General features: G+C 72.5%; 22 protein-coding genes. 11 read left to right on the top strand and 11 right to left on the bottom strand.

From position 1 onward, the window contains the following. Nucleotides 1-4: 4 nt before the first annotated feature. Both AC6JBM_RS07080 and AC6JBM_RS07075 read right to left on the bottom strand, forming a co-directional pair. Nucleotides 5-724: a hypothetical protein gene (locus tag AC6JBM_RS07080; protein WP_497982788.1), complete on the bottom strand. Its 720-nt coding sequence runs from the start codon at nt 722-724 to the stop codon at nt 5-7. A 71-nt stretch (nt 725-795) separates the two neighbouring features. Beyond that, a complete protein-coding gene (locus AC6JBM_RS07075; RefSeq protein WP_497986429.1) occupies nt 796-1455 on the bottom strand; it encodes a methyltransferase in 660 nt (219 codons plus the stop codon). 184 nt (nt 1456-1639) lie between these two features. Between AC6JBM_RS07075 and AC6JBM_RS07070 the strand changes: the two genes are divergently transcribed. Beyond that, nucleotides 1640-3796: a DUF6311 domain-containing protein gene (locus AC6JBM_RS07070; RefSeq protein ID WP_497982787.1), complete on the top strand. Its 2157-nt coding sequence runs from the start codon at nt 1640-1642 to the stop codon at nt 3794-3796. 301 nt (nt 3797-4097) lie between these two features. Here AC6JBM_RS07070 and AC6JBM_RS07065 read toward each other — a convergent pair whose 3' ends face one another. After that, entirely contained in the window at nt 4098-4487 is a 390-nt protein-coding gene (locus tag AC6JBM_RS07065; protein WP_497982786.1) for a VOC family protein, read from the bottom strand. A 622-nt stretch (nt 4488-5109) separates the two neighbouring features. Beyond that, a complete protein-coding gene (gene ligA, locus AC6JBM_RS07060; protein ID WP_497982785.1) occupies nt 5110-7158 on the bottom strand; it encodes an NAD-dependent DNA ligase LigA in 2049 nt (682 codons plus the stop codon). Between the two features lie 38 nt (nt 7159-7196). Between ligA and AC6JBM_RS07055 the strand changes: the two genes are divergently transcribed. Then, complete coding sequence (locus AC6JBM_RS07055; RefSeq protein WP_497982784.1) at nt 7197-8048, top strand: tetratricopeptide repeat protein; 852 nt, start codon at nt 7197-7199, stop codon at nt 8046-8048. A 132-nt stretch (nt 8049-8180) separates the two neighbouring features. Beyond that, a complete protein-coding gene (locus AC6JBM_RS07050; protein ID WP_350611009.1) occupies nt 8181-9281 on the top strand; it encodes a glycoside hydrolase family 53 protein in 1101 nt (366 codons plus the stop codon). Here AC6JBM_RS07050 and AC6JBM_RS07045 read toward each other — a convergent pair. From AC6JBM_RS07045 to AC6JBM_RS07035, 3 genes are read right to left on the bottom strand one after another with little or no spacing between them, the layout of a single operon-like run. Next, the gene (locus AC6JBM_RS07045; protein WP_497982783.1) at nt 9253-9852 is read right to left on the bottom strand and encodes a hypothetical protein; all 600 of its coding nucleotides are present in this window, start codon (nt 9850-9852) and stop codon (nt 9253-9255) included. The two genes, AC6JBM_RS07050 and AC6JBM_RS07045, sit on opposite strands and share 29 nt — an antisense overlap. 30 nt (nt 9853-9882) lie before the next feature. Further along, on the bottom strand, nt 9883-10419 hold the full coding sequence (locus tag AC6JBM_RS07040) for a DeoR/GlpR family DNA-binding transcription regulator (protein WP_497982782.1): 537 nt from the start codon (nt 10417-10419) through the stop codon (nt 9883-9885). Further along, a complete protein-coding gene (locus tag AC6JBM_RS07035) occupies nt 10409-12340 on the bottom strand; it encodes a beta-galactosidase (protein WP_497982781.1) in 1932 nt (643 codons plus the stop codon). Before AC6JBM_RS07035 ends, AC6JBM_RS07040 begins: the two co-directional genes overlap by 11 nt. A gap of 124 nt (nt 12341-12464) precedes the next feature. On the opposite strand from AC6JBM_RS07035, the gene AC6JBM_RS07030 reads away from it, so the two are divergent. The 5 genes from AC6JBM_RS07030 to AC6JBM_RS07010 are packed head-to-tail and all read left to right on the top strand — an operon-like array spanning nt 12465 to nt 17782. After that, nucleotides 12465-13754 carry an ABC transporter substrate-binding protein gene (locus AC6JBM_RS07030; protein WP_497982780.1) on the top strand — a complete coding sequence of 430 codons (1290 nt, stop codon included), beginning with the start codon at nt 12465-12467 and terminating at the stop codon, nt 13752-13754. Next, entirely contained in the window at nt 13751-14644 is an 894-nt protein-coding gene (locus AC6JBM_RS07025; protein WP_497982779.1) for a carbohydrate ABC transporter permease, read from the top strand. Before AC6JBM_RS07030 ends, AC6JBM_RS07025 begins: the two co-directional genes overlap by 4 nt. Continuing rightward, nucleotides 14641-15471, top strand: coding sequence for a carbohydrate ABC transporter permease (locus AC6JBM_RS07020; protein WP_497982778.1), 831 nt, complete (start codon nt 14641-14643; stop codon nt 15469-15471). The genes AC6JBM_RS07025 and AC6JBM_RS07020 overlap by 4 nt, the downstream gene beginning before the upstream one ends. Nucleotides 15472-15483: 12 nt before the next feature. After that, entirely contained in the window at nt 15484-16527 is a 1044-nt protein-coding gene (locus AC6JBM_RS07015) for a LacI family DNA-binding transcriptional regulator (protein ID WP_497982777.1), read from the top strand. A 34-nt stretch (nt 16528-16561) separates the two neighbouring features. Next, entirely contained in the window at nt 16562-17782 is a 1221-nt protein-coding gene (locus AC6JBM_RS07010) for a serpin family protein (protein WP_497982776.1), read from the top strand. Between the two features lie 119 nt (nt 17783-17901). Here AC6JBM_RS07010 and AC6JBM_RS07005 read toward each other — a convergent pair whose 3' ends face one another. After that, nucleotides 17902-19557, bottom strand: coding sequence for a beta-1,3-glucanase family protein (locus AC6JBM_RS07005; RefSeq protein WP_497982775.1), 1656 nt, complete (start codon nt 19555-19557; stop codon nt 17902-17904). 148 nt (nt 19558-19705) lie between these two features. On the opposite strand from AC6JBM_RS07005, the gene AC6JBM_RS07000 reads away from it, so the two are divergent. The 3 genes from AC6JBM_RS07000 to AC6JBM_RS06990 all read left to right on the top strand — a co-directional run bounded on the left by AC6JBM_RS07000 (nt 19706) and on the right by AC6JBM_RS06990 (nt 22524). Continuing rightward, nucleotides 19706-20590 (top strand): hypothetical protein, encoded by an 885-nt coding sequence (locus AC6JBM_RS07000; RefSeq protein ID WP_497982774.1) that lies wholly within the window; start codon nt 19706-19708, stop codon nt 20588-20590. Between the two features lie 120 nt (nt 20591-20710). Then, nucleotides 20711-22081: an O-antigen ligase family protein gene (locus tag AC6JBM_RS06995; protein ID WP_497982773.1), complete on the top strand. Its 1371-nt coding sequence runs from the start codon at nt 20711-20713 to the stop codon at nt 22079-22081. After that, nucleotides 22078-22524 (top strand): hypothetical protein, encoded by a 447-nt coding sequence (locus tag AC6JBM_RS06990; RefSeq protein WP_497982772.1) that lies wholly within the window; start codon nt 22078-22080, stop codon nt 22522-22524. Before AC6JBM_RS06995 ends, AC6JBM_RS06990 begins: the two co-directional genes overlap by 4 nt. A gap of 74 nt (nt 22525-22598) precedes the next feature. On the opposite strand, the gene AC6JBM_RS06985 is transcribed toward AC6JBM_RS06990, so the two are convergent. Genes AC6JBM_RS06985 through AC6JBM_RS06975 form a run of 3 tightly spaced genes read right to left on the bottom strand, consistent with a single transcriptional unit; the run spans nt 22599 to nt 25288 of the window. Further along, nucleotides 22599-23561: an acetylxylan esterase gene (locus AC6JBM_RS06985; protein ID WP_497982771.1), complete on the bottom strand. Its 963-nt coding sequence runs from the start codon at nt 23559-23561 to the stop codon at nt 22599-22601. Nucleotides 23562-23568: 7 nt separating this feature from the next. Further along, a complete protein-coding gene (locus tag AC6JBM_RS06980; protein ID WP_497982770.1) occupies nt 23569-24411 on the bottom strand; it encodes a carbohydrate ABC transporter permease in 843 nt (280 codons plus the stop codon). Continuing rightward, on the bottom strand, nt 24401-25288 hold the full coding sequence (locus AC6JBM_RS06975) for a carbohydrate ABC transporter permease (protein ID WP_497982769.1): 888 nt from the start codon (nt 25286-25288) through the stop codon (nt 24401-24403). Before AC6JBM_RS06975 ends, AC6JBM_RS06980 begins: the two co-directional genes overlap by 11 nt. Nucleotide 25289 lies beyond the last annotated feature (1 nt).

Raw genomic sequence — 25289 nt, 5'->3', positions numbered from 1 at the left:
CTCGTCACCGCCGCAGGAGCGCCTCGGCGGCGGCCAGGAGGGACTCCGTTTCGCGGACCACGATGGACTGGGCGCCGCCGCCCGAGGCGAACCCGGGCCGGTGCGTGATCAGCGTCGGGCCCTCCGCCTGCAGGTGCAGCAGGTCGCCCGCTCGCAGCCGGGCCAGGACGGGGGCGGTCAGCACGGGCGGTACGACCGCCGGATCGACGGCTCGCACGGACCACTCGGCACCGGGCCGGGCGCGGCGGAGCTCGAACGAGGGCAGCGCCGAGGGCAGCAGGACCATCCAGACCGTGGTGCCGACGAGACCGTCGTCGCCGGGGCGGCGGCGCACGTACTCGAACACCGCGAACCGCAGCCCCCGGCGCACCCCGGTCAGCACGTGGTTGGCCCGGCGCTCGGCGCCGTCGGTGAGCAGCCCGTCGCGGGCCCAGTCCAGCAGGCGGGGGTCGCTGTTGCGCACCTCCCAGCCGAGCCGGGCCGCGAGCTCCGCGCGGGTGGCGGCGAGCGGTCGCCGGTCGGCCGCGGTGATCCCGGCGCCGTGGGCGCCCGGCAGCCGGTCCCCGGCGAGCGCGTACGCCGCGGCGAGGACCGACAGCGCCACGACGGCCACCCCGGCCCAGCGGATGATCGCGTAGCCCTCGGCCGCGCCGAGCCACCACGCGAGCGCCCCGACGCCGGCGCAGGACACCGGCAGCACCAGGCGGCGCAGGCGGGCGGGCACTTCCCGACGGTACCGGCAGACGCAAATCGCCCCAGGGCCCATGGGCCCTGGGGCGACGGTGAAGCGCCGGGTCAGCCCTGCAGCGGGCGACGGCCGATCGCGATGACCGACTGGCCGAAGGGCGGCCGGAAGGCGCGCTCCATGAACCGGGTCATCGGGGCGACCGTGGTGTCGTAGAACTTGACCATCGGGCCGGGGCCGGGCATCTGCTTGAGCAGGCACGTCGAGACGTAGTACCCGATCAGGCCGAGCGAGTTGGCGTAGTGCAGCTTGACGATCTCGAGGTCGGCCTCGTGCATGGCCGCCCGCATCGTCTTCTTGGTGTAGCGCCGCACGTGGCCGGTGGCGATGTCGGCCGGCCCCATGGCGAACGGGAACGCCGGGACCACGTTGATCACGTAGCCGCCGGGGCGGACCAGCGAGCGCATGGTGCGCAGGCCGCCGATGTCGTCGTCGATGTGCTCGAGCACGTTGTATGAGATCGCGGCGCTGTGGTCCGCGCTCACGTCACTGGGCAGCAGCAGCTCGCGCACGCTGACGCCCGCGTGGTCGGCGAAGCGCTCCTTGAGTGCGACGATGCGGCTGTGCTCCGCCTCGGTCAGGGTCATCTTCCCGGTGTGCTCGAGCCACTCCGCGGCGTAGTCACCGAGACCGGCCGAGACCTCGATCGGATGGTCACCGAGGTATGGCGTCGCGAACGCCACGAACCACTTGCGGTGGTTCTTCGCCATCGCCAGGCCTTCGAGCACCTCCGACTGGATGGCCTGGTCTCCGAGGATTGCCGCGTCCGGATTCGGCACTCTGCACCCCTACGTGAATACTGATCATGTCTGCCAGAACTGGCGTAGTGTATCGGCGTTGATAGTCCCCCGCCAGCCCCTGCGGCGCACTTCGGGCGGCAACTATGGTGTCACCGTGAAATTCGGGGAGAAGACCCGCGAGGTCCGGGCCGCGGCCGTTGCGCTGCTCACATATGTCGTGTGCGCCGTGCTGGTGCTCCAGCATCTGTGGGCCGATCCACAGGGCCGGATGTTCGCCGACAACACCCAGGATCAGATCTTCTTCGAGTGGGTGCTGACGCATGCGGCACGGTTCTTCACGCACGGTGACAATCCGTTCTTCACCGATCAGTTGAATGCACCGGTGGGCGTCAATCTGATGGCGAACACCTCCGTTCTCGGACTCGCATTACCCTTAGCTCCGATCACGTTACTGTTCGGCGCAGGCGTCACGTTCGTGCTCATCGACACCATCGCTCTCGCCGGCACCGCCGCCGCGTGGTATTTCATTCTTTCCCGCCATGTTGTCACGTCCCGCGCCGCCGCGTGGGTCGGCGGACTCTTCTGCGGGTTCGCCCCCTCGATGATCTCGCAGAGCACCGGGCACCCGAACATCGCCGGGCAGTTCCTGATCCCGTTCATCGTGTGGAACGTGCTGCGCCTGCGCGAGCCCGGCCCGGTGCTGCGCCGGGGCCTGGTGCTGGGCGCCGTGGTGCTCTACCAGTGCTTCATCAACGAGGAGGTCCTCTTCCTCACCGCGGTCGCGATGGCGGTGTTCCTGCTGGTGTACCTGCACCCGCGCGACTACCTCCCGGCGATCCGCGCCGCGCTGCCGGCCGTGCTGGTCGGCGCCGTGGCCGCCGGCGTGCTGCTGGCCGTGCCGCTCTACCACCAGTTCTTCGGCCCGCAGGCCTATCGCGGCCTGCCCGATTTCGTCCACGGCTTCTCCAGCGATCTGGGCTCGTTCCAGGCATTCAGCCGCCGTTCCATTCTCGCGCCGGACGATCTCGGGGTGATCGAGAAAATGGGCGGCGCGACGGAGGAGAACACCTTCCTCGGCCTGCCGCTGCTGGGCCTGACGCTCGCCGCGACCGTGGCACTGTGGCGGCAGCGGGCGGCCAGGGCGCTGTTCGCCACGGCGCTGGTGTTCGCGGTGCTGTCGCTGGGCACGGTGATCAAGTACAACGGCCGGGAGACCTCCTGGCACGGGCCCTGGAAGTGGGTCCACGAGCTGCCGCTGTTCGACTCCGTGGTGCCGACGCGGCTCGGCCTGGCGATCGCCCCGCTGCTGGGGGTGATCCTCGCGATGCTGGTCGACCGCTTCATCGTCGGCGTCCCGGAGCGTGTCAGGCCTCACGACGCCGACGGTGATGCCGCCTACGACGGGCACCTCGCCGACGGTGATGCCACCCACGACGGACGCCTCGCCGACGGTGATGCCGCCCATGACGAGTCACCCGCGCCGGACGGCACGCCCGCCGGCGGCCCGCTCACGGCGGCCGGGGTGGTCGGCGTCCACGGCACTGCCTCGCCGCGCAGCACGGCCGCGACCGGGTCGGTGATGGCCGGCCCGCACGAGGACCCGGCCGACGCCACCGCCGACGCCCCGCACGGCACCGGCGGCGCCCCCGAGCCCGACGACGGCCCGGCCGCGACGGGCGAACACCCCACCCGCCGCGGCGTCCTCGTCGCCTCCGCGGCGCCGGAAAAGTCGGATGGCGCAGTGGGTGTAAAAACAGACATTCGTCCCGAGTACGAGGACACGACCCCGGCGGCCCGATGGCTGTGGGCGGTGGCCCTGGTGATCGCCCTCGTACCGCTCATCCCCACGCCCCAGCCCGCCTCCCCGCGCTCCCCGATCCCCGCCTTCTTCAGCACGGACGCCTGGCGCGCCGAGATCCCGGAGAACTCGGTCGTCGTGGCCGCGCCCCTGGGCTGGTTCGAGGGCCTGGACGCGATGCGCTGGAGCACCGCGGCCGGCCTGGACTTCCGCATCGCGGGCGGCTACTTCCTCATCCCGAACCCGGACGACCCGAAGAAGGCCGCCACGTTCAGCGCCCCGACGCGCCCGACCATGCAGATCATGAACGACGCGGCCAACGACGGGACGGTGCCCCAGATCACCCCGGACCAGCTGGCCCAGGCGAAGGTCGACCTGTCGTTCTGGCAGGCGGACTACATCGTGGTGCCGGACCAGCACAACAACAGCGAGGCCGTACGCCAGACCGCCGACCAGCTCTTCGGCACGGGCAAACACATCGTCGACGTCTGGGTGTGGAAGGTGAACCACTGACACACGACGGCCGAGTGCCCACGCGTTGACAGCGGGCCGCGAGCGAGTACCGCCGCCACTTGGACGGCGACACTCGCGAGCGGCCCGCAGGTCTCCCGGCCCCCGCCCCCGGACACGCTCCGGCCCGGGCGAGACACTCGACCGCCGCTACGGTGCCGCTCGCCCCGACCCGGGGCGCGCCACCGGCCCGAATGCGACCCGGCGGGACGGCCCGGGAACGTTCACGGCCCGGAATACGGGCCCGATCCCACACGCCGGGTGGGTGCCGCCGCAGCGACGACGGCACCCCTCTCTCGGCCGATCAGCCGCCCTGCGCGCCGTTCCAGTCGACGAGCTGCACGATGACCCCGTTGGGATCACGCACCTGGAACGCCCGCTCACCCCACTCCTCCTCGGTGAGCGGCATCGTGATCGCGACCCCCGCCCGCTCGAGCCGCCCCAATTCCCCCTCGAGATCGTCAACGACGAACGCGAGGATGACGCCGGCCGTGTGCACGTCCCGCTGGTCCTCCGGCAGCGTGGCCAGCCCGCAGCGCAGGAAGATGACGTGCATCCCGACGTCCTCGCGGGTCAGCGACACGAACCCGTCGGCCGACATCGCCTCGGAAAACCCCAAGTGCTCCTGCAGAAACGCGCCGGACGCGACCGGATCGGCGACGTTGAACGACACCGCAGACGAACTCACCCGCACTGGCAACCTCCCGTGTCGAAAAAATCTCTCTACAGTGTAGAGAGATTTGCGGCGGGCGCCAACCAGCAGGAGTCCCGGGCTCGCAACGGATCGGCGGGCAGGACGAGGGCCGCGGGCCGATGTGCGAGGGATGGCGTGCAGTGCACGGCCGGCGAGAAAGACGAGGGCAGGCGAGCGCCGACCCGACCGGCCACGCCCTGCGGTCACGCGGGTGCTGCCGGGCCTGGTCAACACCGCGCAGACGGTCGTCACCGGCTGCGGGCCGTGCGGCACGCGGCCCGCACGAAGCCGGGACAGCGGCCCGCATGAAGCCGGAGCCGTGGCCCGCACAGAGCGAGCCGTGCGACCCGGTGCCGCGACTGGCGAGCTCGACTACGACCGGCGGCGACCGGCAACGCCCCGGCAGACGAACGAACCTCGACCGCGCCCGACCGCGACCCAACACCGCCGCGACCCACGAACCACGACCGCAACGTTGTGACGCCGCGAACGCGAGCAAGCCGCAGCGGCGAACGACGCGCGGCGCGCGAGCCACAAGCCGCGAACAGCGAACAGCGAACAGCGAGCCGCGCCACCCCGCACGGCGCCAGCCGCGTGACGCGGGCCGCGGCGCCGCGGTGGGTCAGACGCCCGCGGTGCGCAGGAGTTCGGCGAAGGTCTCGGCCGGCATGATCTCGACGCCCAGCTCCTCGGCCTTCGCCGCCTTCGAGCCCGCCCCCTCCCCCACCACCACCAGGTCCGTCTTCTTCGACACGGAGCCCGATGACCGGCCGCCCAGCCGTTCGACCGCCTCGTTGCCCTCGTTGCGCGTCAGACCCGGGACCGAGCCGGTCACGACGACCGTCATCGGGCTGCCGTCCTCCTTCTGCAGCGGCAGCCGGACGGCGGCGGCGTCCGGGGACGAGGCGGCATCCGGGGACGAGGAGGAGGCAGCGGCGGGGCGCGGACGGAAGCCGGGCTCGGTCATGTTCACGCCGCGCTCGGCGAGGCGGTCGATGACCGGGCGCAGCTCGGCCAGCTCCGCGGCGATGGTCACCGCGCGCTCCGGGCCGACCGCCTCGACCTCCTGCAGCTCCAGCGGGGTCGCGGCCAGCAGGGCGTCCATGGTGCCGAAGTGCGCGGCCAGGCGGCGGGACATGGAGCGGCCCGTCATGCGCACGCCGAGGCCGGTCAGCACGCGGCCGAGGGGCTGGGCCTTGGAGGCCTGGATGGCGGCGACGAGCTTGCCCGCCGAGGTCTCGCCCATGCGCTCGAAGGTCAGGAGCGTGGGGACGTCGAGGTCGTAGAGGTCCGCGGGGTCGGTGACGCGGCCGGCGGCGATGAGCATGTCGATGATCTTGCCGCCGAGGCCCTCGATGTCGAGGCAGTCGCGGCTGGCGTAGTAGGACAGGGCCTCGCGGGCGCCGCACGCGCGGCCGGTGGTGCAGCGCCAGCGCTTCTGGCTGCGGTCGATCTCGCCGCCGCAGCGGGGGCACATGACCGGCGGCTCGAAGGGCTCGGCGTCGGCGGGGCGCTCGTCGAGCTTGGCCCCGGTGATCTCCGGGATGACGTCGCCGGCGCGGCGGACGAAGACGGTGTCGCCGGGGCGGACGTTGCGCCGCACGAGGTCGTCGAAGTTGTGCAGGGTGGCCGAGGTGACGATGACGCCGCTGATCTGCACCGGCTCGAGCACGGCGACGGGCGTGATGACGCCGGTGCGGCCGATCTGCACCTCGATCGCCTTCAGCCGGGTGGTGCGGGTGTCGGCCGGGAACTTGTACGCGATCCCCCACCGCGGCGCCCGGCTGCCCGACCCGGCGAGATCCCGGTCGGCGGGGTCGTCGGCCTTGATGACGGCGCCGTCGATGCCGTAGCCAAGGGTGGCCCGGTTCTCGTTGAGCTCCTTCACCGCAACCAGGATCTCGCCGATGCTCGCGCACACGGGCATCCCGGCGGTGGAGGCGACGCCGAGCCCGCCGAGCCGCGCCATCGCGGCCGAGTGCGGCCCGTCGCCGAGCCCGCGCACCCCGTAGGCCAGGAACGACATCGGCGCGTCGTAGGTGCGGTCCTGGGCGCGCAGGGTGCCGGCCGCGGCGCTGCGCGGGTGGGCGAACGGCGGCTCCCCGGTGGCGGTGCGCATGGCATTGGCGACCTCGAAGTCGGCGTCGGTCATGAACACCTCGCCGCGCACCTCGATCGTCACCGGCTCGGTGAGCGTCTCCGGCAGCCCGGCGGCCCGCCTGGCCTGGCCGGTGACGTCCTCGCCGGCGCGCCCGTCGCCGCGGGTCGCGACCTGCACGAGCCGCCCGGCCTCGTAGCGCGCGGCGATGGCCAGACCGTCGATCTTCGGCTCGACGGTGTAGCCGGCGGCCGGGCGCCCGAGCAGCTTGTCGAGCCGGGCCGCCCACCTGGTGAGCGTCTCGGCGTCGAAGACGTTGTCGAGGCTGAGCATCGGCTCGCTGTGCACCACGTCGCCGGCCACGCCCTCGCCGGCCGCCACGACCTCCGTCGGGGAGTCCTCGGGCTTCCACTGCGGGTGCGCCTGCTCCGTCGCCGCGACGCGCCGCATGAGCTCGTCGTAGTCCGCGTCGTCCATCGCCAGGTCGGGGCCGCTGTAATACGCGGCGGCGGCCTGCCTGATCTGCTCGATCGCGGAGCTGTACTCGGAAACGGTGTCGAACGCCTCGGCCATGTCCGCAGCGTACCGACGGGGTACGACAAAATCGGGGAGTGACCGAGGACGAGTACGTGGAACTGGCGCACCGCATCAACCGCGCCGACATGATGATCGGCATCCTGCCCCTGTCCGCGGCCGACGCGGTCGTCGAAGGGCTCGGGGCCGCGGGCCGGGCCGGCAGCGCGCGGGCGTGGCGGGAGCTGGGCCTGTGCTACCTGGGCACCGACGGGGACCGGCTGCCGGCCGCGCCCTGGTCGCCGGAGCTGCCGTTCGCCGATCCGGCCGAGCATCCGCTCGGGCGGGCGCTGCGCTGCTTCGCCGAGGCCGCCGCGCTCGGCGACCGCGACGGCGCGCTGCTGTTCGCGCAGTGCAGCCGGGAGGCGTCGGCCCCGGCCCGCGAGTCGGCCCGGGCCCTGCTGCGCCCGCACGCGCGGCGGGACCCGGCCGCCGCCTACCAGTACGGCCTGCTGGAGCAGTGGCTGGGCCGCCCGGGCGCGGCGGTCGAGCACCACCTGTGGGCCGCGCAGCGCGACGACGCCGACGCCGCCTTCGAGCTCTACGTCCTGTTCTCCACCGGCACCGGCGTGGAGCGCGACGACGCCGAGGCGGGCCGGTGGCTGCACCGGGCCGCGGAGCTGGGGCAGCCGCGGGCGCTGTACAACCTCGGCGCCGCCCACGCGACCGGCAACGGCGCCCCGAAGGACCCGCGGCTCGCCGTCGGCTACTACGAGCGCGCGGCGCTGGCCGGCAACGCGCGGGCCGCGGCGACGCTCGGCGTCATGTACCTCATGGGCGGCGACGTCGACCCGGACGAGCGTCGCGCCGCCGAGTGGCTGGACCGCGCCGACGATCTCGGCCACCCCGTCGACTCCTGGCTGGCGCAGCTCGGCCTCGAACGACCGTGAACGGTCCCAGAATCAATCAACATCTGTCACTGGGTTGACACGGCGGCGGCGGGGTTCGAACACTGGGAGCGCTCACAGCAACAGAACACTGGGAGCGCTCACAGCAGCAGCCCAGCCAGCGAAGGAGAGCCCGTGCGAAGAACCGCCATCGTCGCCGTCGTGGCACTCGGCGCCGCCATCGCCGTCAGCAACGCCGCCCCCGCCGCGGCGGCCACCATCAGCATGCGCGGCGCCGACGTGTCGTCCCTGCAGCGCAGCCTCGACCTCGGCGCCAAGTACTACAACGCGGCCGGCACGGCCGCCGACCCGCTCGACATCCTCAAGGGCGTCGGCGTCAACTACGTGCGCCTGCGCATCTGGAACAACCCGGCCAGCGGCTACAACAACCTCGCCAAGGTCCTGATCCAGGCCAAGGCCGCGAAGGCCAAGGGCCTCCAGGTCATGATCGACTTCCACTACTCGGACACCTGGGCGGACCCCGGCAAGCAGTACAAGCCCGCCGCCTGGGCCTCGCACACCATCTCGGCCCTGCAGACCGACGTCTACAACTACACCCTGTCGGTCTGCAACGCGCTGAAGGCCCAGGGCACGACCCCCGACAGCGTGCAGATCGGCAACGAGATCAACGTCGGCATGCTGTGGAACGACGGCAAGGTCGTCAACAACGACTTCACGAACCTGAGCCTGCTGCTCAAGTCCGGGTACAACGCGACCAAGGCGTGCAACAGCGGCACCCAGGTCATCATCCACACCGCGGACGCCGACAGCGACGCGAACGCCCGCTGGTTCTACGACGGCATCAAGGCCAAGGGCGTGACCTGGGACATCACGGGCCTGTCGTACTACTGCATGTGGCACGGCACCCTGGCCAACCTGTCCGCGGTGATCGGCGACGTGCGCACCCGCTACGGCAAGCCGGTCATCCTCGCCGAGACCGCCTACCCGTTCACCGCCGCGAACGCCGACTCCGAGGCGAACTCCGTCGGCGGCTCGGCCCCGTGCTCCGGCTACCCGGCCACGTGGCAGGGCCAGGGCGCGGAGTTCACCGCGGTGCAGAACACGGCCCGCTCGGCCGGCGCGGTCGGGGTCTTCTACTGGGAGCCGACCTGGTACGCCGTCAAGGGCAACGGCTGGGACCCGGCGAACATCAACGGCACCGGCGACCAGTGGGACAACATGGCGCTGTTCGACTGGACCGGGCACATCAACCCGAACGTCGCCTGGACGGCGTGACCCCCGAGGGCGGGCCGGTGTGCACCGCACCGGCCCGCAGCCACGCCACGTACGGGTCGTCCGGCTCGGCGTACGACATCCGGTTGATGATGCCGGGCAGCGCCGGCGGTGGCCCGAACGCCGCGACGGCCTCCCCGTCGGCGAACGCCCGCTCCAGGGCCGCGTTCAGCTCGAGGTGCCGCTCGATCCCGGGCACGACGACGTCGCCGAGCAACCGGACGATCTCGGCGCCGTAGCCGGGCGCGTCCGCGGCCGTGCGCAGGTTCCAGTCGTCGCTGCCGAGGTGGAAGCCGAACCCGGCCGGCGGCGCGACCCGCCCCCAGATCTGGGCCGGCTCGTCGGCGCCGGTCTCGCGCGCGTACGACACCCATCGACCGGTGGCGGCCCGCACCTCGATCGCGAAGGCCACCTGCCCGGGGAACGTGGCCCGCTCGCCCGCGAACGCGATCGCCACGGTCCCCTCGCCGGGGGTGTCCCGCCGTAAGTCCGCGCCGAATCCCAGGCCCCGCAGCCGCGGCATGACCTGCGCGGCGAGCATCTCCTCATAGGCGGCACGGACGTCGGGCGACATGAACTCCATCATATGGTGAAGAAACGGGCACTACAGGGTGATCCGCCGACGTGCCCGGCGCAGCATGGCCTGGTCGGTCGCGGCGGCGAGCAGATCCCCGCTCGCGCACGGCTCGACGAACGCGATGTCCAGGTGCAGGCTCCGCAGCGTCTGCTCGGCGAGCGGCCCCGCGTGGCTGCCCGACGGGGTGCGCACCCCGCCGACCAGCAGCAGCGTCACCGACTCGCCCCGCACGGCCCGGGCCACGGCGAGCATCGGCGTCACCAGGGTCACCCCGTCCACGAGCGCGGCCAGCCGTGGCCCGAGCCGGCGGCCGGAGATCCCGATCGCCATGCCCGGCTCGACCAGGGCGGCCGCGGCCCGCACATCCTCGGGCGCGGCGTCGGCCACGAGCGGAACCGCCCCGCCGTGCACCCGCCGCACCAGCCCGCGCTCGGCGAGGGCGGACAGATCCCGGCGGATGGTCGGGATCGAGACATGGAAGCGCCGGCTCAGCTCGCGCAGCCCGACCCCGCCGCACTGCCGCGCGGCGGCCAGGATCTCGGCCCGGCGCATCTCAATGATCACGAAGCACCACCACTTCCCCGGCCGGCACGGCCACCCCGCGCACCTCGGCCGGCTCGGTGCCGTGGTTGATGGCGAAGAGATAGGGCGGCCGGGACACCAGCTCCACAGTGGACGGTACGGCGGGCCGAGCCCCCAGCCCCGCGTCGGCGTACACCCGCTCCAGCAGCCGCCCCAGGTCGGCGTCGGCCAGGCGGGTCGAGACGTACCACGCCACCCCGCCGCCCCGCTCGTGCCGGGTGACCGCCGGCCCGCCGGGCGCCGGCCCGTCCACGTACGCGAGCACCGGGACCGCTCCCGCCAGCCGCACGTCCTCGGCCCACACGTCGGCGGCCGAGCCGTCGCTGAGCCGGACGTGCTCGCCCGCGCGCAGCGGCAGGAACTCCTCCACCGTCACGCCGAGCACGTCGCGCAGCGAGCCCGGGTACGGCCCGTCGGGCACGGTGTCGTTGGCGTCCACGACGCCGGAGAAGTACGACACCACGAGCGTCCCGCCGCCCGAGACGTAGGCGTCGAGGTTCTTGGCGGCCGCGGCGGTGGTGAGGTACAGCGACGGCACCACGACGAGCGGGTAACGCCCGAGGTCCGCCTCGGGGTGCACGAAGTCGGCGGTGAGATGGGCCTCCCACAGCCGGGCGTAGTAGGCCTCGACCCGCTCGCGGAACGTCACGTCGGCCGACGGGCGCCACTCCAGCTCCAGGGCCCACCACGCCTCCCAGTCCCAGACGACCGCGACGTCGGCCGCGACCCGGCTGCCGCGCAGCTCGCCGAGCCCGGCCAGCCGCTCGCCCAGGCCGGTGACCTCGCGCCAGATCCGGGTCCCGGTGCCGGCCTGGGGCAGCATCGCCGAGTGGAACTTCTCGGCGCCGAAGCGCGAGGCCCGCCACTGGAAGAACATGACGCCGTCGGCGCCGCGGGCCACGTGGGCGAGGCTGTTGCGGGCCAGCTCCCCGGGGAGCTTGGCGATGTTGCGCGGCTGCCAGTTCACCGCGCTGGTGGAGTGCTCCATGAGCAGCCAGGGGGCGCCGCCCGCGAGGCTGCGGGTCAGGTCGGCGCACATCGCGAGCTCGACGTGGCGGTCGTGGCGCTCGGAGGCGAGGTAGTGGTCGTTGGCCACGACGTCGACCTCGCCGGCCCACTTCCAGTAGTCGACCCACTTGCAGTTCGCGATCATGAAGTTGGTCGTGATCGGTACCGACGGCGAGTGCGCCCGCAGCACGTCGCGCTCGCGCCGGTAGTTGGCCAGGTGGTTGTCGGAGCAGAAGCGCAGGAAGTCCAGCTGCTGGGCCGGGTTCACGGCGGTCGGGGCCAGCCGCGGCGGCTCGATCTCGTCCCACTCGCCGTAGCGCTGGCCCCAGAAGGCGGTGCCCCAGGCCGCGTTCAGCGTGGCCAGGTCGCCGTGGCGGTCCCGCAGCCAGTCGCGGAACGCCCCGGCGCACGTGTCGCAGTAGCAGTGCGCGTTGACCCCGGCGAACTCGTTGTGCACGTGCCACAGGACCAGGGCCGGGTGGTCGCCGTAGCGGCGGCCGAGCTGCTCGGCGATGCCGGCGGCGGCCGCGGCGTATTCGGGCGCGCTCGGGCAGAAGCTCTGCCGCCCGCCCTGGCCGAGCACGTGCCCGGCCCGGTCGACGAGCCGGGCGCCCGGGTGGCGGCGGGCGAACCACGGCGGCGGCGCGGCGGTGGGCGTGCCCAGGTCGACCCGGATGCCCGCCCCGTGCAGCAGGTCGAGCACGCGGTCGAGCCAGCCGAAGGTGTACTCCCCCGGCGCCGGCTCCAGCAGCGCCCAGCTGAAGATGCCGACGCTGACCAGGTTGACGCCCGCCTGCCGCATGAGCGCGACGTCCTCGGCCCACACCTCCTCGGGCCACTGCTCGGGGGCGTAATCCCCGCCGTAGGCGAGGCCGTCGAGCCGCAGATCCCCCACTGTTGCGCTCCTACCGTGAACGTTCCCAGTCCGTGTCTCCGCACTATAGCCCTCTTGACACGATGTTCAAGCGAGCCAAAACTGTGAACGCTCCCAGTCGTACACCCCCCACTGGAGACATCCCATGAAGCGCGCATTCCTCGCGGCGGCGTGTTCCCTCCTGCTGCTCAGCACCGCCGGCTGCTCCGGCTCCGGCGACGAGACATCCACCTCCGGCGGGAAGGTCGAGCTGACCTTCTGGTCCTGGGTGCCCGGCATCGACAAGGTCGTGGCCACCTGGAACGCGGCCCACCCCGACATCCACGTCACCGTCAGCAAGCAGGCCCAGGGCGACGAGGAGGTCACCAAGGTCCTGACCGCCAACAAGGCCGGCAACCCGCCGGACCTCTTCCAGGCCGAGTACCAGGCCCTGCCCACGCTCGTGAGCAACGGGGCGGCCGGCGACATCGCGAAGTACGCCGGCGACGCCAAGGCGAAGTTCGCCCCCGGCGTCTGGAGCACCATCACGCTGGGCACCGAGGGCGTCTACGCCATCCCGCAGGACTCCGGCCCGATGATGCTCTACTACCGCCAGGACGTCTTCGCGCAGCTCGGGCTCAAGGTGCCGGCCACCTGGGACGAGTTCGCGCAGACGGCGAAGCAGGTGCGCCAGAAGGACCCGAAGCGCTTCCTCACCACGTTCTCCGCCGGCGACCCGGGCTGGTTCGCGGGCCTGGCCCAGCAGGCGGGCGCGAAGTGGTTCGGCATCTCCGGCGACACCTGGAGCGTCCACGTCGACGACGAGGCCACGAAGAAGGTCGCCGGCTTCTGGGGCGGCCTGGTCGCCGCGGGCGACATCGACAAGCAGCCGATGTACACCCCGGAGTGGAACAAGGCGCTCAACGACGGCACCCTCATCGCCTGGCCCAGCGCCGTCTGGGGCCCGGGCGTGCTGTCCGGCAACGCGCCCGACACGGCGGGCAAGTGGGCCATCGCCGAGCTGCCGCAGTGGAGCGCGGGCGAGCACAAGACCGGCAGCTGGGGCGGCTCCTCGACGGCGGTCGCGGCCAAGAGCAAGCACCAGAAGGAGGCGACCGAGTTCGCGATCTGGCTCAACACCGACGCCGCGGCCGTGACCGGGCTCATCACCGAGGGCGGCATCTACCCCGCCGCCACCGCCGCGCAGTCGGGCGGCGCCCTGGCCAAGCCGCCGGCGTTCTTCGGCAACCAGCCCGAGTTCTACACCCTCGCGCAGACCATCGCCGGCACCGCCGCCGGGGTCACCTGGGGGCCGAACGTCAACGTCACGTACGCCACCTACAAGGACGCCTTCGGCAAGGCGATCACCGACAAGACCGCGTTCCCGGGAGCGCTCACGGCGATGCAGCAGGCGACCGTGGACGACCTCAAGAAGAACGGCTTCAAGGTCGGATGAGACACCGGGTCCCGTACGCGTTCCTGTCGCCCGCCATCGTCCTGTTCGTGGTGTTCATGGTGGTGCCGATCGGCTACACGGGATACCTCTCGCTGCGCCGGGTCCAGGTGACGGGCCTGGGCCTCGGCGCGGCCTCCCGTGTCGAGTCCTGGGCCGGGATCGCCAACTACCGCGCCGTCCTCGCCGACGGCGAGTTCTGGCACAGCGCGCTGCGGGTGTTCGTCTACGGCTGCCTGCTCGTGCCCACGATGCTCGGCCTGGCCCTGCTCTTCGCGCTGCTGCTGGACCTGCCCCGGGCCCGGGCCCGGCGCTTCTCGCGGGTGGCGATCTTCCTGCCGTACGCGGTGCCGGCGGTCATCGCGAGCCTCATGTGGGGCTTCATGTACCTGCCGTCGGTCGGCCCCGGCCAGTACCTGCTCGCGAAGGCCGGCAGCGGACCCGTCGACCTGCTCGGGCCGGTGAGCGTCTACTTCTCGGTGGCCAACATCGCACTGTGGGGCGGCACCGGGTTCAACATGATCGTGCTGTTCACCGCGCTGCGGGCGGTGCCGTCCGAGCTCTACGAGGCGGCCCGCATCGACGGCGCGAGCGAGTGGCAGATCGCCCGGAAGATCAAGATCCCGATGCTGGTCCCGGCGCTGATCATGACCTTCGTGTTCTCGCTCATCGCGACGCTGCAGGTGTACAGCGAGCCGACGACCCTGCGCCCGCTCACCAACGCCCTGCCGTCGAACTGGACCCCGCTCATGAAGATCTACCAGGACGCGTTCGCGAAGGACGACGTCCACACCGCCGCGGCCGCGTCCGTCGTCGTCGCGGCGGCCACCCTCGTGCTGTCGTTCGGCTTCCTGCGCCTCGTGCAGCGCCGCGCGTTCGGGGCCGAGTCGTGAGGCGGGCCTCGGCGCTGCCGTCGCTGGTCCTGGTCGCGGGGGCGCTCTACTGCCTGCTGCCCATCGTCTGGGTGGTGACCGCGTCCACGAAGACCAACGGCGAGCTGTTCCGCACGTTCACCCTCGCCCCCGGCACGGCGCTGTTCGCGAACATCGCTGACCTCTCGCGGTACCAGGACGGCATCTACTGGCGCTGGATGCTCAACACGGCGCTCTTCGCGGGCGCCGGGGCCCTGCTGTCGACGGCGGTCTCGGCGATCAGCGGGTACACGCTGGCGAAGTACCGGTTCCCGGGCCGCACCGCCGTGTTCAACGTGCTGCTCGCCGGGGTCCTGGTGCCCGCGGTGGTGCTGGCGATCCCGCAGTACCTGCTGCTGGCGAGCCTGCACCTGACCGACACGTACTGGTCGGTGCTGCTGCCGAGCATCCTCAGCCCGTACGGCATCTACCTCGCCCGGATCTACGCGGCCGCGGCGGTGCCGGACTCGCTGGTCGAGGCGGCGCGCACCGACGGGGCCGGCGACGTGCGCATCTTCGCGAGCGTCGCCGTGCCGTCGATGGTGCCGGGGCTGGTGACCGTATTCCTGTTCCAGTTCGTGGCCATCTGGAACAACTTCCTGCTGCCGTACATCATGCTGACCTCCGACGACAAGTTCCCGGTGACGGTCGGGCTGTACACGATGCTGAAGCAGGGCAACACCACGCCGGTGCTGTACACGCTGGTGGTGACCGGTGCGCTGCTGTCCATCGCACCCCTCGTCGCGCTCTTCCTGACCCTGCAGCGGTACTGGCGCGTCGACCTGCTCTCGGGCGCCGTCAAGGGCTGACGCTGGGGCACAATGGCGACCGTGCCAGAACCTCGCGAGACCCGCCGCCGCCCCGCCCGCCGCCCCACGATCAACGACGTGGCGGCGGCGGCCGGGGTGAGCCGGGGCACGGTGTCCCGGGTGCTCAACGGCGGCCACGACGTCAGCGACGCGGCCCAGGAGGCGGTCGAGCGCGCCATGCGCAAGACCGGCTACGTCGTCAACCAGCACGCGCGGAGCCTGGTCACCCAGCGCTCCCAGTCCGTGGCGTTCATCCTGTCCGAGCCGCAGGAGCGGCTCTTCGAGGACCCGAACTTCAACGTGCTGCTGCACAGCTGCACCCAGGCCCTCGCCAAGCACGACATCACGCTGCTGCTGACGCTCGCGAGCAGCCTCGAGGACCGCAAGCGGCTCGGGCGGTACCTCACCGGCGGCCACGTCGACGGCGCGCTGCTGGTCTCCACGCACAGCGGCAACCCGCTCATCCCCGAGCTGCTCGCCCGCGGCCTGCCCGTGGTCGCCTGCGGCAAGCCGCTGGGCTACGAGCGCCAGGCCGCCTACGTGGCCGCCGACGACCGCGACGGGGCCCGGCAGATGGTCACCTACCTGCTCGAGTCGGGCCGCCGCCGGATCGGCACCATCACCGGCCCGCTGGACACCTCCGGCGGCGTCGAGCGGCTGGCCGGCTACCGCGAGGCGCTGGGGCTGGACACCGCGGACTCCCCCGGCCTCGTCGCGCACGGCGACTACACCCGGGCCGGCGGCGAGGCGGCGATGCGGCGGCTGCTGGAGGCCGCCCCCGACCTCGACGCCGTGTTCGTCGCCTCCGACCTGATGGCCGCGGGCGCGCTGACCGCCCTGCACCGGGCGGGCCGCCGGGTCCCCGGGGACGTGGCGGTGGGCGGGTTCGACGACAGCCGGATCGCCACGGACACGCAGCCGCCGCTGACCACGGTCCGCCAGTCGTACCCCCGCATCGGCGCCGAGATGGTGCGCCTGCTGCTGAGCCAGATCGACGGCGAGAGCCCGGCCGCGGTGATCATCCCGACCGAGCTCGTGGTCCGCGAGTCGGCCTGATCCGCGGGTAGGCTTCCGTGGGTAGGCTGCGGACATGACGACCACGAACGCCAACGCCCTGACGGCCCGCTGGGCGTCCACAGTGGACGACGGCGGCACGGTGCTGTCCGGCGCCGGCGTCTACGTCCTGCTCGCGCTGCTCGGCCCCAACGCCTGCGGCCCGGCCCGCGACGAGCTGCTGGCCGTCGCCCCCGAGCCCCTCGAGATCCCGGACTCGCCCACCGCCCGGATGGCCACGGCGGTCTGGTCGCGCGCCGAGATCCCGCTGACCGAGGCGTTCACGGCCGCCGTGCCGCCGCAGCGGCGCGGCCCGCTCACCGGCGACCCGGCCGTCGACCAGCCCGCGCTCGACACCTGGGCGAGCGAGCAGACCCGCGGCGCGATCCCGGCGATGCCGATCCGGGCCGAGCGGGACACGCTCATGGTCCTCGCCAGCGCGCTGTCGGTGCGCACGGCCTGGGCCGAGCCGTTCGAGGACGGCGTGCAGCGGCCCGGGACCGGCCCCTGGGCCGGGCGCGACCTGGCCGGGCTGCACCGCCGCACGCGCGGGGCCGCGGGGCTGGGCGCGCTGCGGGTCGCGGACACCGCGGCCGGCCCGGTCACCCTGCTGACCGTCGCCGGGACCGAGGACGTCGACGTGGTGCTGGCGCTGGGCGAGCCGGACCGGCCCGCCGGGGCGGTGCTGCCCGCCGCGATCACCGCGCTCGCCGGCCCGGCGGAGCCCGTCGGCACAGCGGCGCTCTCCGGCACGACCGAGCCCTCCGGCACAGCGGCGCACTCCGGCACAGCGGCGCCCTCCGGCACGGCGGAGCCCTTCGGCGCGGGCCGGGCCGCGCCCGGGGTCACCGTGCGCGAGGTCGAGGCCACCGACGACACGCCCGAGCTGGTGGTGAGCACGGTCCGGTTCACGGTCCGCGGCGCGCACGACCTGCTCAAGGAGCCGGAGCTCTTCGGGCTGCGCACCGCCACCGACGATCGGGCCGGGCACTTCCCCGGCATCAGCCCGGTGCCGATGTCGGTCTCCCAGGCCCGGCAGGACGCCGTCGCCGAGTTCACCGCGAGCGGCTTCGAGGCCTCCGCGGTGACCGCGTTCGCGATGCGGCTGGCCGGGGCGTTCTTCCCGGAGCGGACCCACCGCCGCCGGGTCGTCACCGTCGCGTTCGACCGGCCGTTCGGGTTCGCCGCCGTGCACCGGGCCACCGGCCTGGTCCTCGTGGCGGGCTGGGTCGCCGAGCCCGAGCGATTCCAGGGCTGAGCCCGGGACCGTTCCCGGCCCCGGGCTCAGCACCATCGGCCGGCTGGGACTGGGATTCCAGGGCTGAGCCCCGGGACCGTTCCCGGGGCTCAGCATCACCGGATGACCGGGACTGCCGGCTAGGACTGGGCGGTCAGCCGGAACGACTGGGCGCCCGAGCCGTTGCACGTCCACTGCTGCAGCTGCACGCTGTCCGCCGTCGACGAGCTGGGCACGTCCAGGCACTTGCCGCTGTTGCGGCTGACGAAGTGCCAGTAGCCGCCGCCCTCGGAGACCGGCAGCCACTGCTGGTTGTTGCCGCCGCCGTACGCCCACAGGTGCACGACCGCCCCGTCCGCGGTGGAGACGCCGTCGACGTCGAGCACCTGGGCCGAGTTGTTGCGGTTGTTGATGCGCACGTAGCCGCCGCTGGTCGGCTGGAACAGGTACTGCTGCGCGAACGTGTTGTTGCAGGTGTACTGCTGGATCGCGGTGCCGTTCGCGGTGCCCGACGAGCGCGCGTCGACGCACTTGCCGCTGGTCTTGTTCACGGTGCTGTACCAGGTGCTCGACGAGATCGTCCCGCCCGTGCCGCCGCCACCGGCCCCGAACGGGCTGAGGATGATGGAGGCCGAGCGCGGGTCGGAGTCGGTGACCAGCGACTCGAAGTGCCCGACGTCGTCGAACGGGAACGCGTACGCCCGCCCGTCGGCCATGTTCGCGTGGATGATCCGCGCGTACTGGTTCGTCGGGTTGTTCTTGTAGAAGCCGGCCGAGTTCAGGTCCGGCTGGGTGTCGACGGTGCCGAGCGTGCCCCGGTTCAGCGCGGCGCACAGCGTGCGGGAGATCGGGCCGACGACCTGGTCGTTCGGGGCCGGCAGGTTGCCCGCGCAGCCCCACACGTCGGCGCTGCTCGGCCGGTTGAACGAGGCCACCACGGCGCCCGAGGCGTTCGTGAACGTCATGGTGCTGCCCGAGGTGCGGCCGAAGTACTTCGTGTTCGGCTGGTCGGCGAACGGCACCACGGTCAGCGTCTTGGAGGTGTACGCGTTCCACGCCGTCGTGATGTAGGAGTCCATGAGCGTCGGGCTGAGCAGCCCGGCCCCGGCCGCCTTGCCCGGCGACAGCACGCGCAGCACGGTGCCGTCCGAGCGCGTGTAGACGGTGTTCGCCCAGCCCGCCTGCGCCTTGATCTGGTTGATGACCGCGTTGCGGCCGTCGTTGACGAGGTCGCCCTCGCGCTGGGTGGCGCCGCTGGCCCCGGTGACCGTCACGGCGTGCGGCACCGCGAACATGTCGACCTGGCTGCTGTTGATCCACAGGCCGGCGTCGTTGTAGGTGAACTCGCTCCAGTCGAACAGGATGTTCTGGTTCGGGTCCCCCGCCGCCCAGGGAGCGGGCTGCACGAGCCCGTCCGGGGTGATGAAGAACTTCAGCTTCTCGCCGAGGGAGAAGTACACCCGCCCGGAGAAGCCGCGCGGGAACTTCAGCGTGGTCGAGCCCCCGTTGCCGGGGCCGGCGATGGAGACGTCCGGGGCCGGCGAGGGCGGGATCTGCCCGCCGCTCCACGCGGTGAACGTCCCGGCGGCGTTGACGTAGCCGAGGCGGCCGCTGCTGAGCTGGACGCCGAGCACGTACAGGTAGACCGCGTCGCCGCGGCCGGTGGAGTTGGAGACGGTGACGGGCAGCAGGCTCGGGCCGATGGCGTGCGCGGCCGGGGCGGCGGCGACGGCTCCGGCAGTGACGGCCAAGGCCAGCGCGCCGAGCAGGCCGAGCAGTCTTCGTCTGAGGAGCATGGCGGTGTCCTCCAGTGCGAAAGGGCGTCAGAGAGCGCTCTCACGGCTTGAGGTACGAGGGCGGGGCAGAGCCTGAGAGCGCTCTCACAATATCGATCAGTAAAGATTGTTGTCAATGGACCCCCGGACGGTGTGATTCGATCTCCCCGTGGACCGTTTGACCAGCTACACCGATGCCTACCGGCCGCAGCCGCTGCCCGGCCCGCTCGCCGCCGGACCGCGCCCGACCGACCCGCAGGCGGTGGTGTTCGCCGCCGCGTGGCTGCTCGCCGCGTGGTCCCCCGCCGCCACCCCCGGCTGGCGCGTGGAGTTCGCCCACGCCGGCACCTTCGACGGCGAGCCGGTCGAGGACGTGGCGGCCTTGCTCGCCGAGTGGATACCGGCCGCCGACGACCGCGGGCGCGCCCTGCGCGAGTTCGTCGCGGGCGAGCTCGCCAGCCGATACGTCCAGCTGCGCCGCGAGCCGGGCGACGACCTCGTGCTCCTGCTGCACGACTGGAAGGACCGCACGCTGCGCATCACGATCGCGGCCGCGCCCACCGTGGCGCCGCCGCCGGAGGGCAGCCGCATCCCGTGCCTGCTGACCCTGCTCAGCGACCAACTGTGGCTCAACAACAACGACCCGGTGACGTTCCGCGTCTTCCTCGGCGAGCCGGACGCCCACGCCGGCCCCGGCGCGTGGTGGACCGCAACCCGCGAGGAGCCGGACGAGCAGGCGCCGGACTTCCGCGCGTACTCCCCCGACGACATCCGCACCGCGCTGCTGAACGTGGCCCGGGGCGGCCTCAACGACCTCGGCGCCGACTGGGACGGCGACGGCGACTACCCGGCCCTGCCCGAGGACCACATCGCCGCGCACCTCACCCACGACCTCCTCGACGTCCTGCTCGAGCGCGTCCGGCCGGTCGCGGTGCACGGCGCCGGCTACCTGCCCGTCGACTGGGACGAGCAGGACGGGGACGCGGAGATCGGCACCGTCGTGCTCACCGGCGCCCGCTCGGTGGCGGTGCTGGACGTCGACGTGAGCTGCTGAAGATCGACCGCGACGCATCGGGAACCCAAAAGGTTCCTGTCGGAAATCCCACCCGCACACATCGTCAGGAGTCGTTAGAGTCGGTCCCGGCTCAACACTCTGACGGGGAGGGTGGTTGTGGTGGATTCGCCTGCGCTGCAAGCGATTCCGGCCCGGTCGGCGACGATCGGCGACCGGTCGGCACCGACGCTCGCGCTGCTCGTCGCGGTCACCGCCGGCGTCGTGGCGCAGGGCGGGTTCTACCTGCCGGGCCGCATCCTGGTGAGCGTCCTGGCGCTCGTCGCGCTGGTCGTCGCGCTCGTCGTGACCCGGCCGCGCGCCGGGGACCTGCGCGACCTGCGGGCGCCCGGGATCGCCGCGGCCGCGATCGCGGGGTGGGCGCTGCTGCGGGCGGCGGCGCAGGGCGGGCTCGCCGACGCCGGGGGCATCGCACTGGCGCTGCTCACGCTGCTCGCGGGCGTGGTCGCGGCCCGCCGGGCGCGCCCCGCCGACCTCGCCCTCGGGCTCACCGGCCTCGGCGCGCTCGTCGCGGCGACCGCCTGGGCCGGGGTGGCGCTGCGGATCGAGCGCTGGTCAGTGCTGGTCGAGTCGACGCTGTATCGGGGGGCGTCGACCCTGACCTACCCGAACGCGGCGGCCGCGATCCTCGCGGCCGCCGCGCTGCTCGCCGCCGCCCGGGTGCTCGCCGAGCCGGCGTCCAGGGCGCGCGTGCTGGCCCTGTTCCTGATCCTGGCCGGGCTCGGGGCCACCCTCAGCCGGGCCGGCGGCATCGCCCTGGCCGCTGGCCTGCTCGTCATGCTCGCGTTCGCGCCGGACCGCCGGCTGCTCGTGCGCCGCCTGCTCCCGCCCGCGCTCGGCGCCGCGGTGGCCGTGGCCGCGCTGGTGCCGTCGTTCCCGGTGGACGCCGAGCCCGGGCCGCTGCCGGCGCTCGCCGGGCTCGCCGCCGGGGCCGGGATCGCGCTGCTGCGGCCGCTGCTCGCGCTCGGCCTGGCCGCGGCGGGAGCCACCGGCGCGCTGCTGCTGCGACCGTCCACACTGGACGCCGTGCTCCGGCGCCGCCTCACGCTCGCCTCGCAGGGGCGCTCGGGCGCGTGGCACTCGGCGCTGGAGCAGGCCGGCGCGCACCTGTGGCTCGGCCGGGGGCCCGGGCAGGCGCGGTACTTCTGGTTCGACTTCCAGGGCCAGCTCGTGGTGAGCCGATGGGTGCACAACGAGTACCTGCAATGGCTGGTCGACCTCGGCATCGTCGGCCTCGCGCTGCTGCTGGCCCTGCTGGGCGCGCTCGCGCCGGGCCTGCGCCGCGGATTCGCCCGCACTCCGCTGTGGACCGGTGCGGTGGCCGCCATCGCCGCGCTCGCCGTGCACAGCGCCTTCGACTTCCTGTGGGAACTGGCGGTCGTTCCGCTGGTCCTCGGCGTGCTCGCCGGCATGGCGGGCCCGCACCACGGAGAAGAGTCCGCACCACCATCGAACGGGGAGGTCACACCGTGAAGCTCAAGAAGTCCCACCTCGGCGCGGGCGCGCTGGCGCTCGGCGCGGTGCTCGCGTTCGCCGTGCCGGCCGGCGCGGCGGTCAACCTGCAGTCCGAGTCGAGCGGCACCGCGGCGATCAAGATCGTGAAGCAGGCCAAGCTCAAGGCGAACGGGGCGGCCACCATCGTCACGGTGAACGTCACCTGCCCGATCGGCAACTGGTTCCAGCTGTCCGTCAACGTGACCCAGACGGTCACGCCGACCACGACCACGAACGGCAGCGGCTACGTGAACGACCAGCCCTGCACGGGCGGCACGCAGAAGGTGAAGGTGCCGGTCACCAGCAACGGCGCCCCGTTCACCTCCGGTGTGGCCTACGCGGTCGGCCGCGCGAGCGTCAGCGGCTCGATCGGCTACGTGAACCTCAACACCGGCCGCGAGATCGTCAACGTCGAGAGCTGACGTGATGGTGCGGGCCGGGCGCAGCCGGCGCCCGGCCCGCCGCCGTCGTCAGGCGCTCCGGCGCGCACCCCGATCTACGGACGCAGGATCGAGGCCAGGAACCGCAGCCGCTCGGCGTGCTGGACGGTCTCGCCGCCCTCGTGGCCGTTGAAGTGGTAGACCTCGATGCGCTTCGGGCCCGCGTAGTTGTGGTAGGCGCCGTAGACGGTCGAGGGCGGGCACGTGGTGTCCATCATCGCGACGCTGAACAGGATCGGGGCGGTCGCGCGTCTGGCGAAGTGCACGCCGTCGAAGTGCCCGAGCGTGCCGAACACCGTGTCGGCCCGGTCGCGGTGGACCTTCAGGTAGGCGGCCACCTCGAGGTACGGGCCGGTCGCGGCCCGCTCGGCGCCGCGGCGCATGTCGCACAGGAACGGCACGTCGGCGGCGGCCGCGGCGAGGTCCGGCACGAGGCCGGCCACGGCGAGGGTGAGCCCGCCGCCCTGGCTGATCCCGGTGACCGCGACCCGCGCCGGGTCGACGAGGGGGTGGCTGCGGGCCGCGTGCACGGCCCGCACCGCGTCGGTGATGACCCGCCGGTAGAAATGCCGGGACGGGTCGAGGATGCCCCGGGTCATGAATCCCGGGAACTGCGCCCCGGCGCCCTCGGGCTCGGGGTCCCCGGTGTCGCCGCGCCGCCAGCCGCTGCCCTGGCCGCGCACGTCGATGAACAGGTGGGCGTAGCCGGCCGAGGCGTAGAGCAGGCAGTCCTCGGGCAGGCCGCGGCCGCCGTTGTACCCCGGGAACTCCACCACGCACGGCAGCGGCCCCTCGGCCCCGGCCGGCACGACGAACCACCCGCGCACCGGGTGGTCGTCGTAGCCGGGGAAGCTCACGTCGTACACCCGCAGCGTCTTCAGGCTCGTCTCGACCGGCTCGAACGAGGCCGGTCCCGGGGGTGTGCGCACGTCCGACCAGAACGCGTCGAAACCGGCCGGCTCGACGGCCCGGCTGCGATAGGCGAGGCAGTCCTCGTGCGTGAGGTCGGACAGCGGCACGGCGTCGTCAGCCTTTCAGTCCCGTGTGGGCGAGCCCCTCGATGAACTGGCGCTGGGCGATGACGAACACGACGAGGACCGGGATCGCGGTCAGCGTCGCCGCCGACAGCTGCACGTTCCACGCCGGGCCGCCGTAGGCGTCGACGAACTGGGTGAGCGCCTGCGGCAGCGTGAACTTCGAGGGGGTGGAGAGGAACACGATCGGTTCAAGATACAGGTTCCAGCTGTGCAGGAACGTGAAGATCGCGACCGCCCCGAGGGCCGGGCGGGACAGCGGCAGGGCGATCCGGCGGAACAGCCCGAAGCGGCTGAGCCCGTCCATGCGGCCGGCCTCCTCGAGCTCCGGCGGCAGCGCGATGAAGAACTGCCGCATGATGAACGTCGCCAGCACGCTCGGGGCACCGAAGATCGGCACCAGGATGAGCGGCCAGTGCGTGTCGATCATGTTCCAGCGCTGGAACATCTGGAACAGCGGCACGATCGTCACCTCGCTGGGCACGAGCAGGCCGGTGAGCACCAGCAGGAACAGCGCGTTCTGGCCGCGGAAGCGGATGCGGGCGAACGCGTAGCCGGCCAGCGAGGACACCGCGAGCGTGCCGACCGTGCACACGATCGCGATGTACATGCTGTTGAGGTACTGCTGCGCGAACGGCTGCGCCTCGAACACCTGCTTGTAGGCCGAGAAGTCGACGCTGGCCGGGATGAGCGTGGGCGGGAACTTGAAGACCTCGTTCACCGGCTTCACCGACGACGTCGCCATCCACCAGGTCGGGAAGACGAACGGGATCGCCAGCACGCACAGCAGGCCGTAGAGCGCCGTCTTCAAGCGCCAGGTCTTCTTATGACTCATGGAACACCCATCGCTTGCGCAGCTGCCACTGCACGGTGGTCAGGATCAGGACGATGGCGAACAGCACCAGCGAGAGCGTGGCGCCGTAGCCGAAGTGATGGAACTGGAAGGCCTGCTGGTAGAGGTAGTAGACGAGCACGGTGGTCGAGGTGCCCGGCCCGCCCTGGGTGAGCACCGCGATCTGGGCGAACACCTGCAGCGAGCCGACCACCGTGATGATCGACGTGAGCATGATCGTGGGGCTGATCATCGGCACGGTGATGCTGCGGAAGGCCCGCCAGGCGCTCGCCCCGTCGAGGCGGGCCGCCTCGTAGAGCTCGCCCGGCACGCCCTGCAGCGCGGCCAGGAACAGCACCATGTTCAGCCCGACGTTCTTGACCACCTGCACGACGACGACCGAGATCATCGCGGTGACTTCGCCGCGCAGCCAGTTGGGCCCGTGCACGCCGACGGAGTCGAGGATGCCGTTGACCCCGCCGTTGTCCTGCAGCAGGAAGCCCCACACGATCGTCCACGCCACCATGGAGACCACGACCGGCGAGAAGAACAGCGTGCGGAACACCACCGTGCCGCGCAGGCGCTGGTTGAGCAGCACCGCCAGCAGCAGCGCCAGGCTGAGGTTGAGCACGAGCAGCCCGGCGGAGAACAGGCCGGTGGCGGCGAGCACCTTCGGCAGGTTGGGGTCGTCGGCGAGCTGCCGGTAGTTGTCCCCGCCGACGAAGTTGAACTCGTCGGCGAGGACGTTCCACTCGTGCAAGCTGTACCACGCGACCAGCACCAGCGGGACGAGCACGAACACGATCGTGCCCGCCAGCTGCGGCGCGATGAACAGATAGCCGGCCAGATGGTCGCGCCGGCGCGCGGTCCAGAAACGCATC

Source organism: Dactylosporangium thailandense, assembly GCF_059739745.1.
Note: the sequence above shows the minus strand (reverse complement) of the source record. Positions and strands in the feature narration are given on the sequence as shown.

What these genes read in the sequence shown, in the direction of transcription:
- AC6JBM_RS07075 (WP_497986429.1), bottom strand. Translation starts at nt 1,455, where the DNA reads ATGGCGAAGAACCACCGCAAGTGGTTCGTGGCGTTCGCGACGCCATAC.
- ligA (WP_497982785.1), bottom strand. Translation starts at nt 7,158, where the DNA reads ATGGCCGAGGCGTTCGACACCGTTTCCGAGTACAGCTCCGCGATCGAG.
- AC6JBM_RS07045 (WP_497982783.1), bottom strand. Translation starts at nt 9,852, where the DNA reads ATGTCGCCCGACGTCCGTGCCGCCTATGAGGAGATGCTCGCCGCGCAG.
- AC6JBM_RS07030 (WP_497982780.1), top strand. Translation starts at nt 12,465, where the DNA reads ATGAAGCGCGCATTCCTCGCGGCGGCGTGTTCCCTCCTGCTGCTCAGC.
- AC6JBM_RS07025 (WP_497982779.1), top strand. Translation starts at nt 13,751, where the DNA reads ATGAGACACCGGGTCCCGTACGCGTTCCTGTCGCCCGCCATCGTCCTG.
- AC6JBM_RS07015 (WP_497982777.1), top strand. Translation starts at nt 15,484, where the DNA reads ATGGCGACCGTGCCAGAACCTCGCGAGACCCGCCGCCGCCCCGCCCGC.
- AC6JBM_RS07010 (WP_497982776.1), top strand. Translation starts at nt 16,562, where the DNA reads ATGACGACCACGAACGCCAACGCCCTGACGGCCCGCTGGGCGTCCACA.
- AC6JBM_RS07005 (WP_497982775.1), bottom strand. Translation starts at nt 19,557, where the DNA reads ATGCTCCTCAGACGAAGACTGCTCGGCCTGCTCGGCGCGCTGGCCTTG.
- AC6JBM_RS06980 (WP_497982770.1), bottom strand. Translation starts at nt 24,411, where the DNA reads ATGAGTCATAAGAAGACCTGGCGCTTGAAGACGGCGCTCTACGGCCTG.
- AC6JBM_RS06975 (WP_497982769.1), bottom strand. Translation starts at nt 25,288, where the DNA reads ATGCGTTTCTGGACCGCGCGCCGGCGCGACCATCTGGCCGGCTATCTG.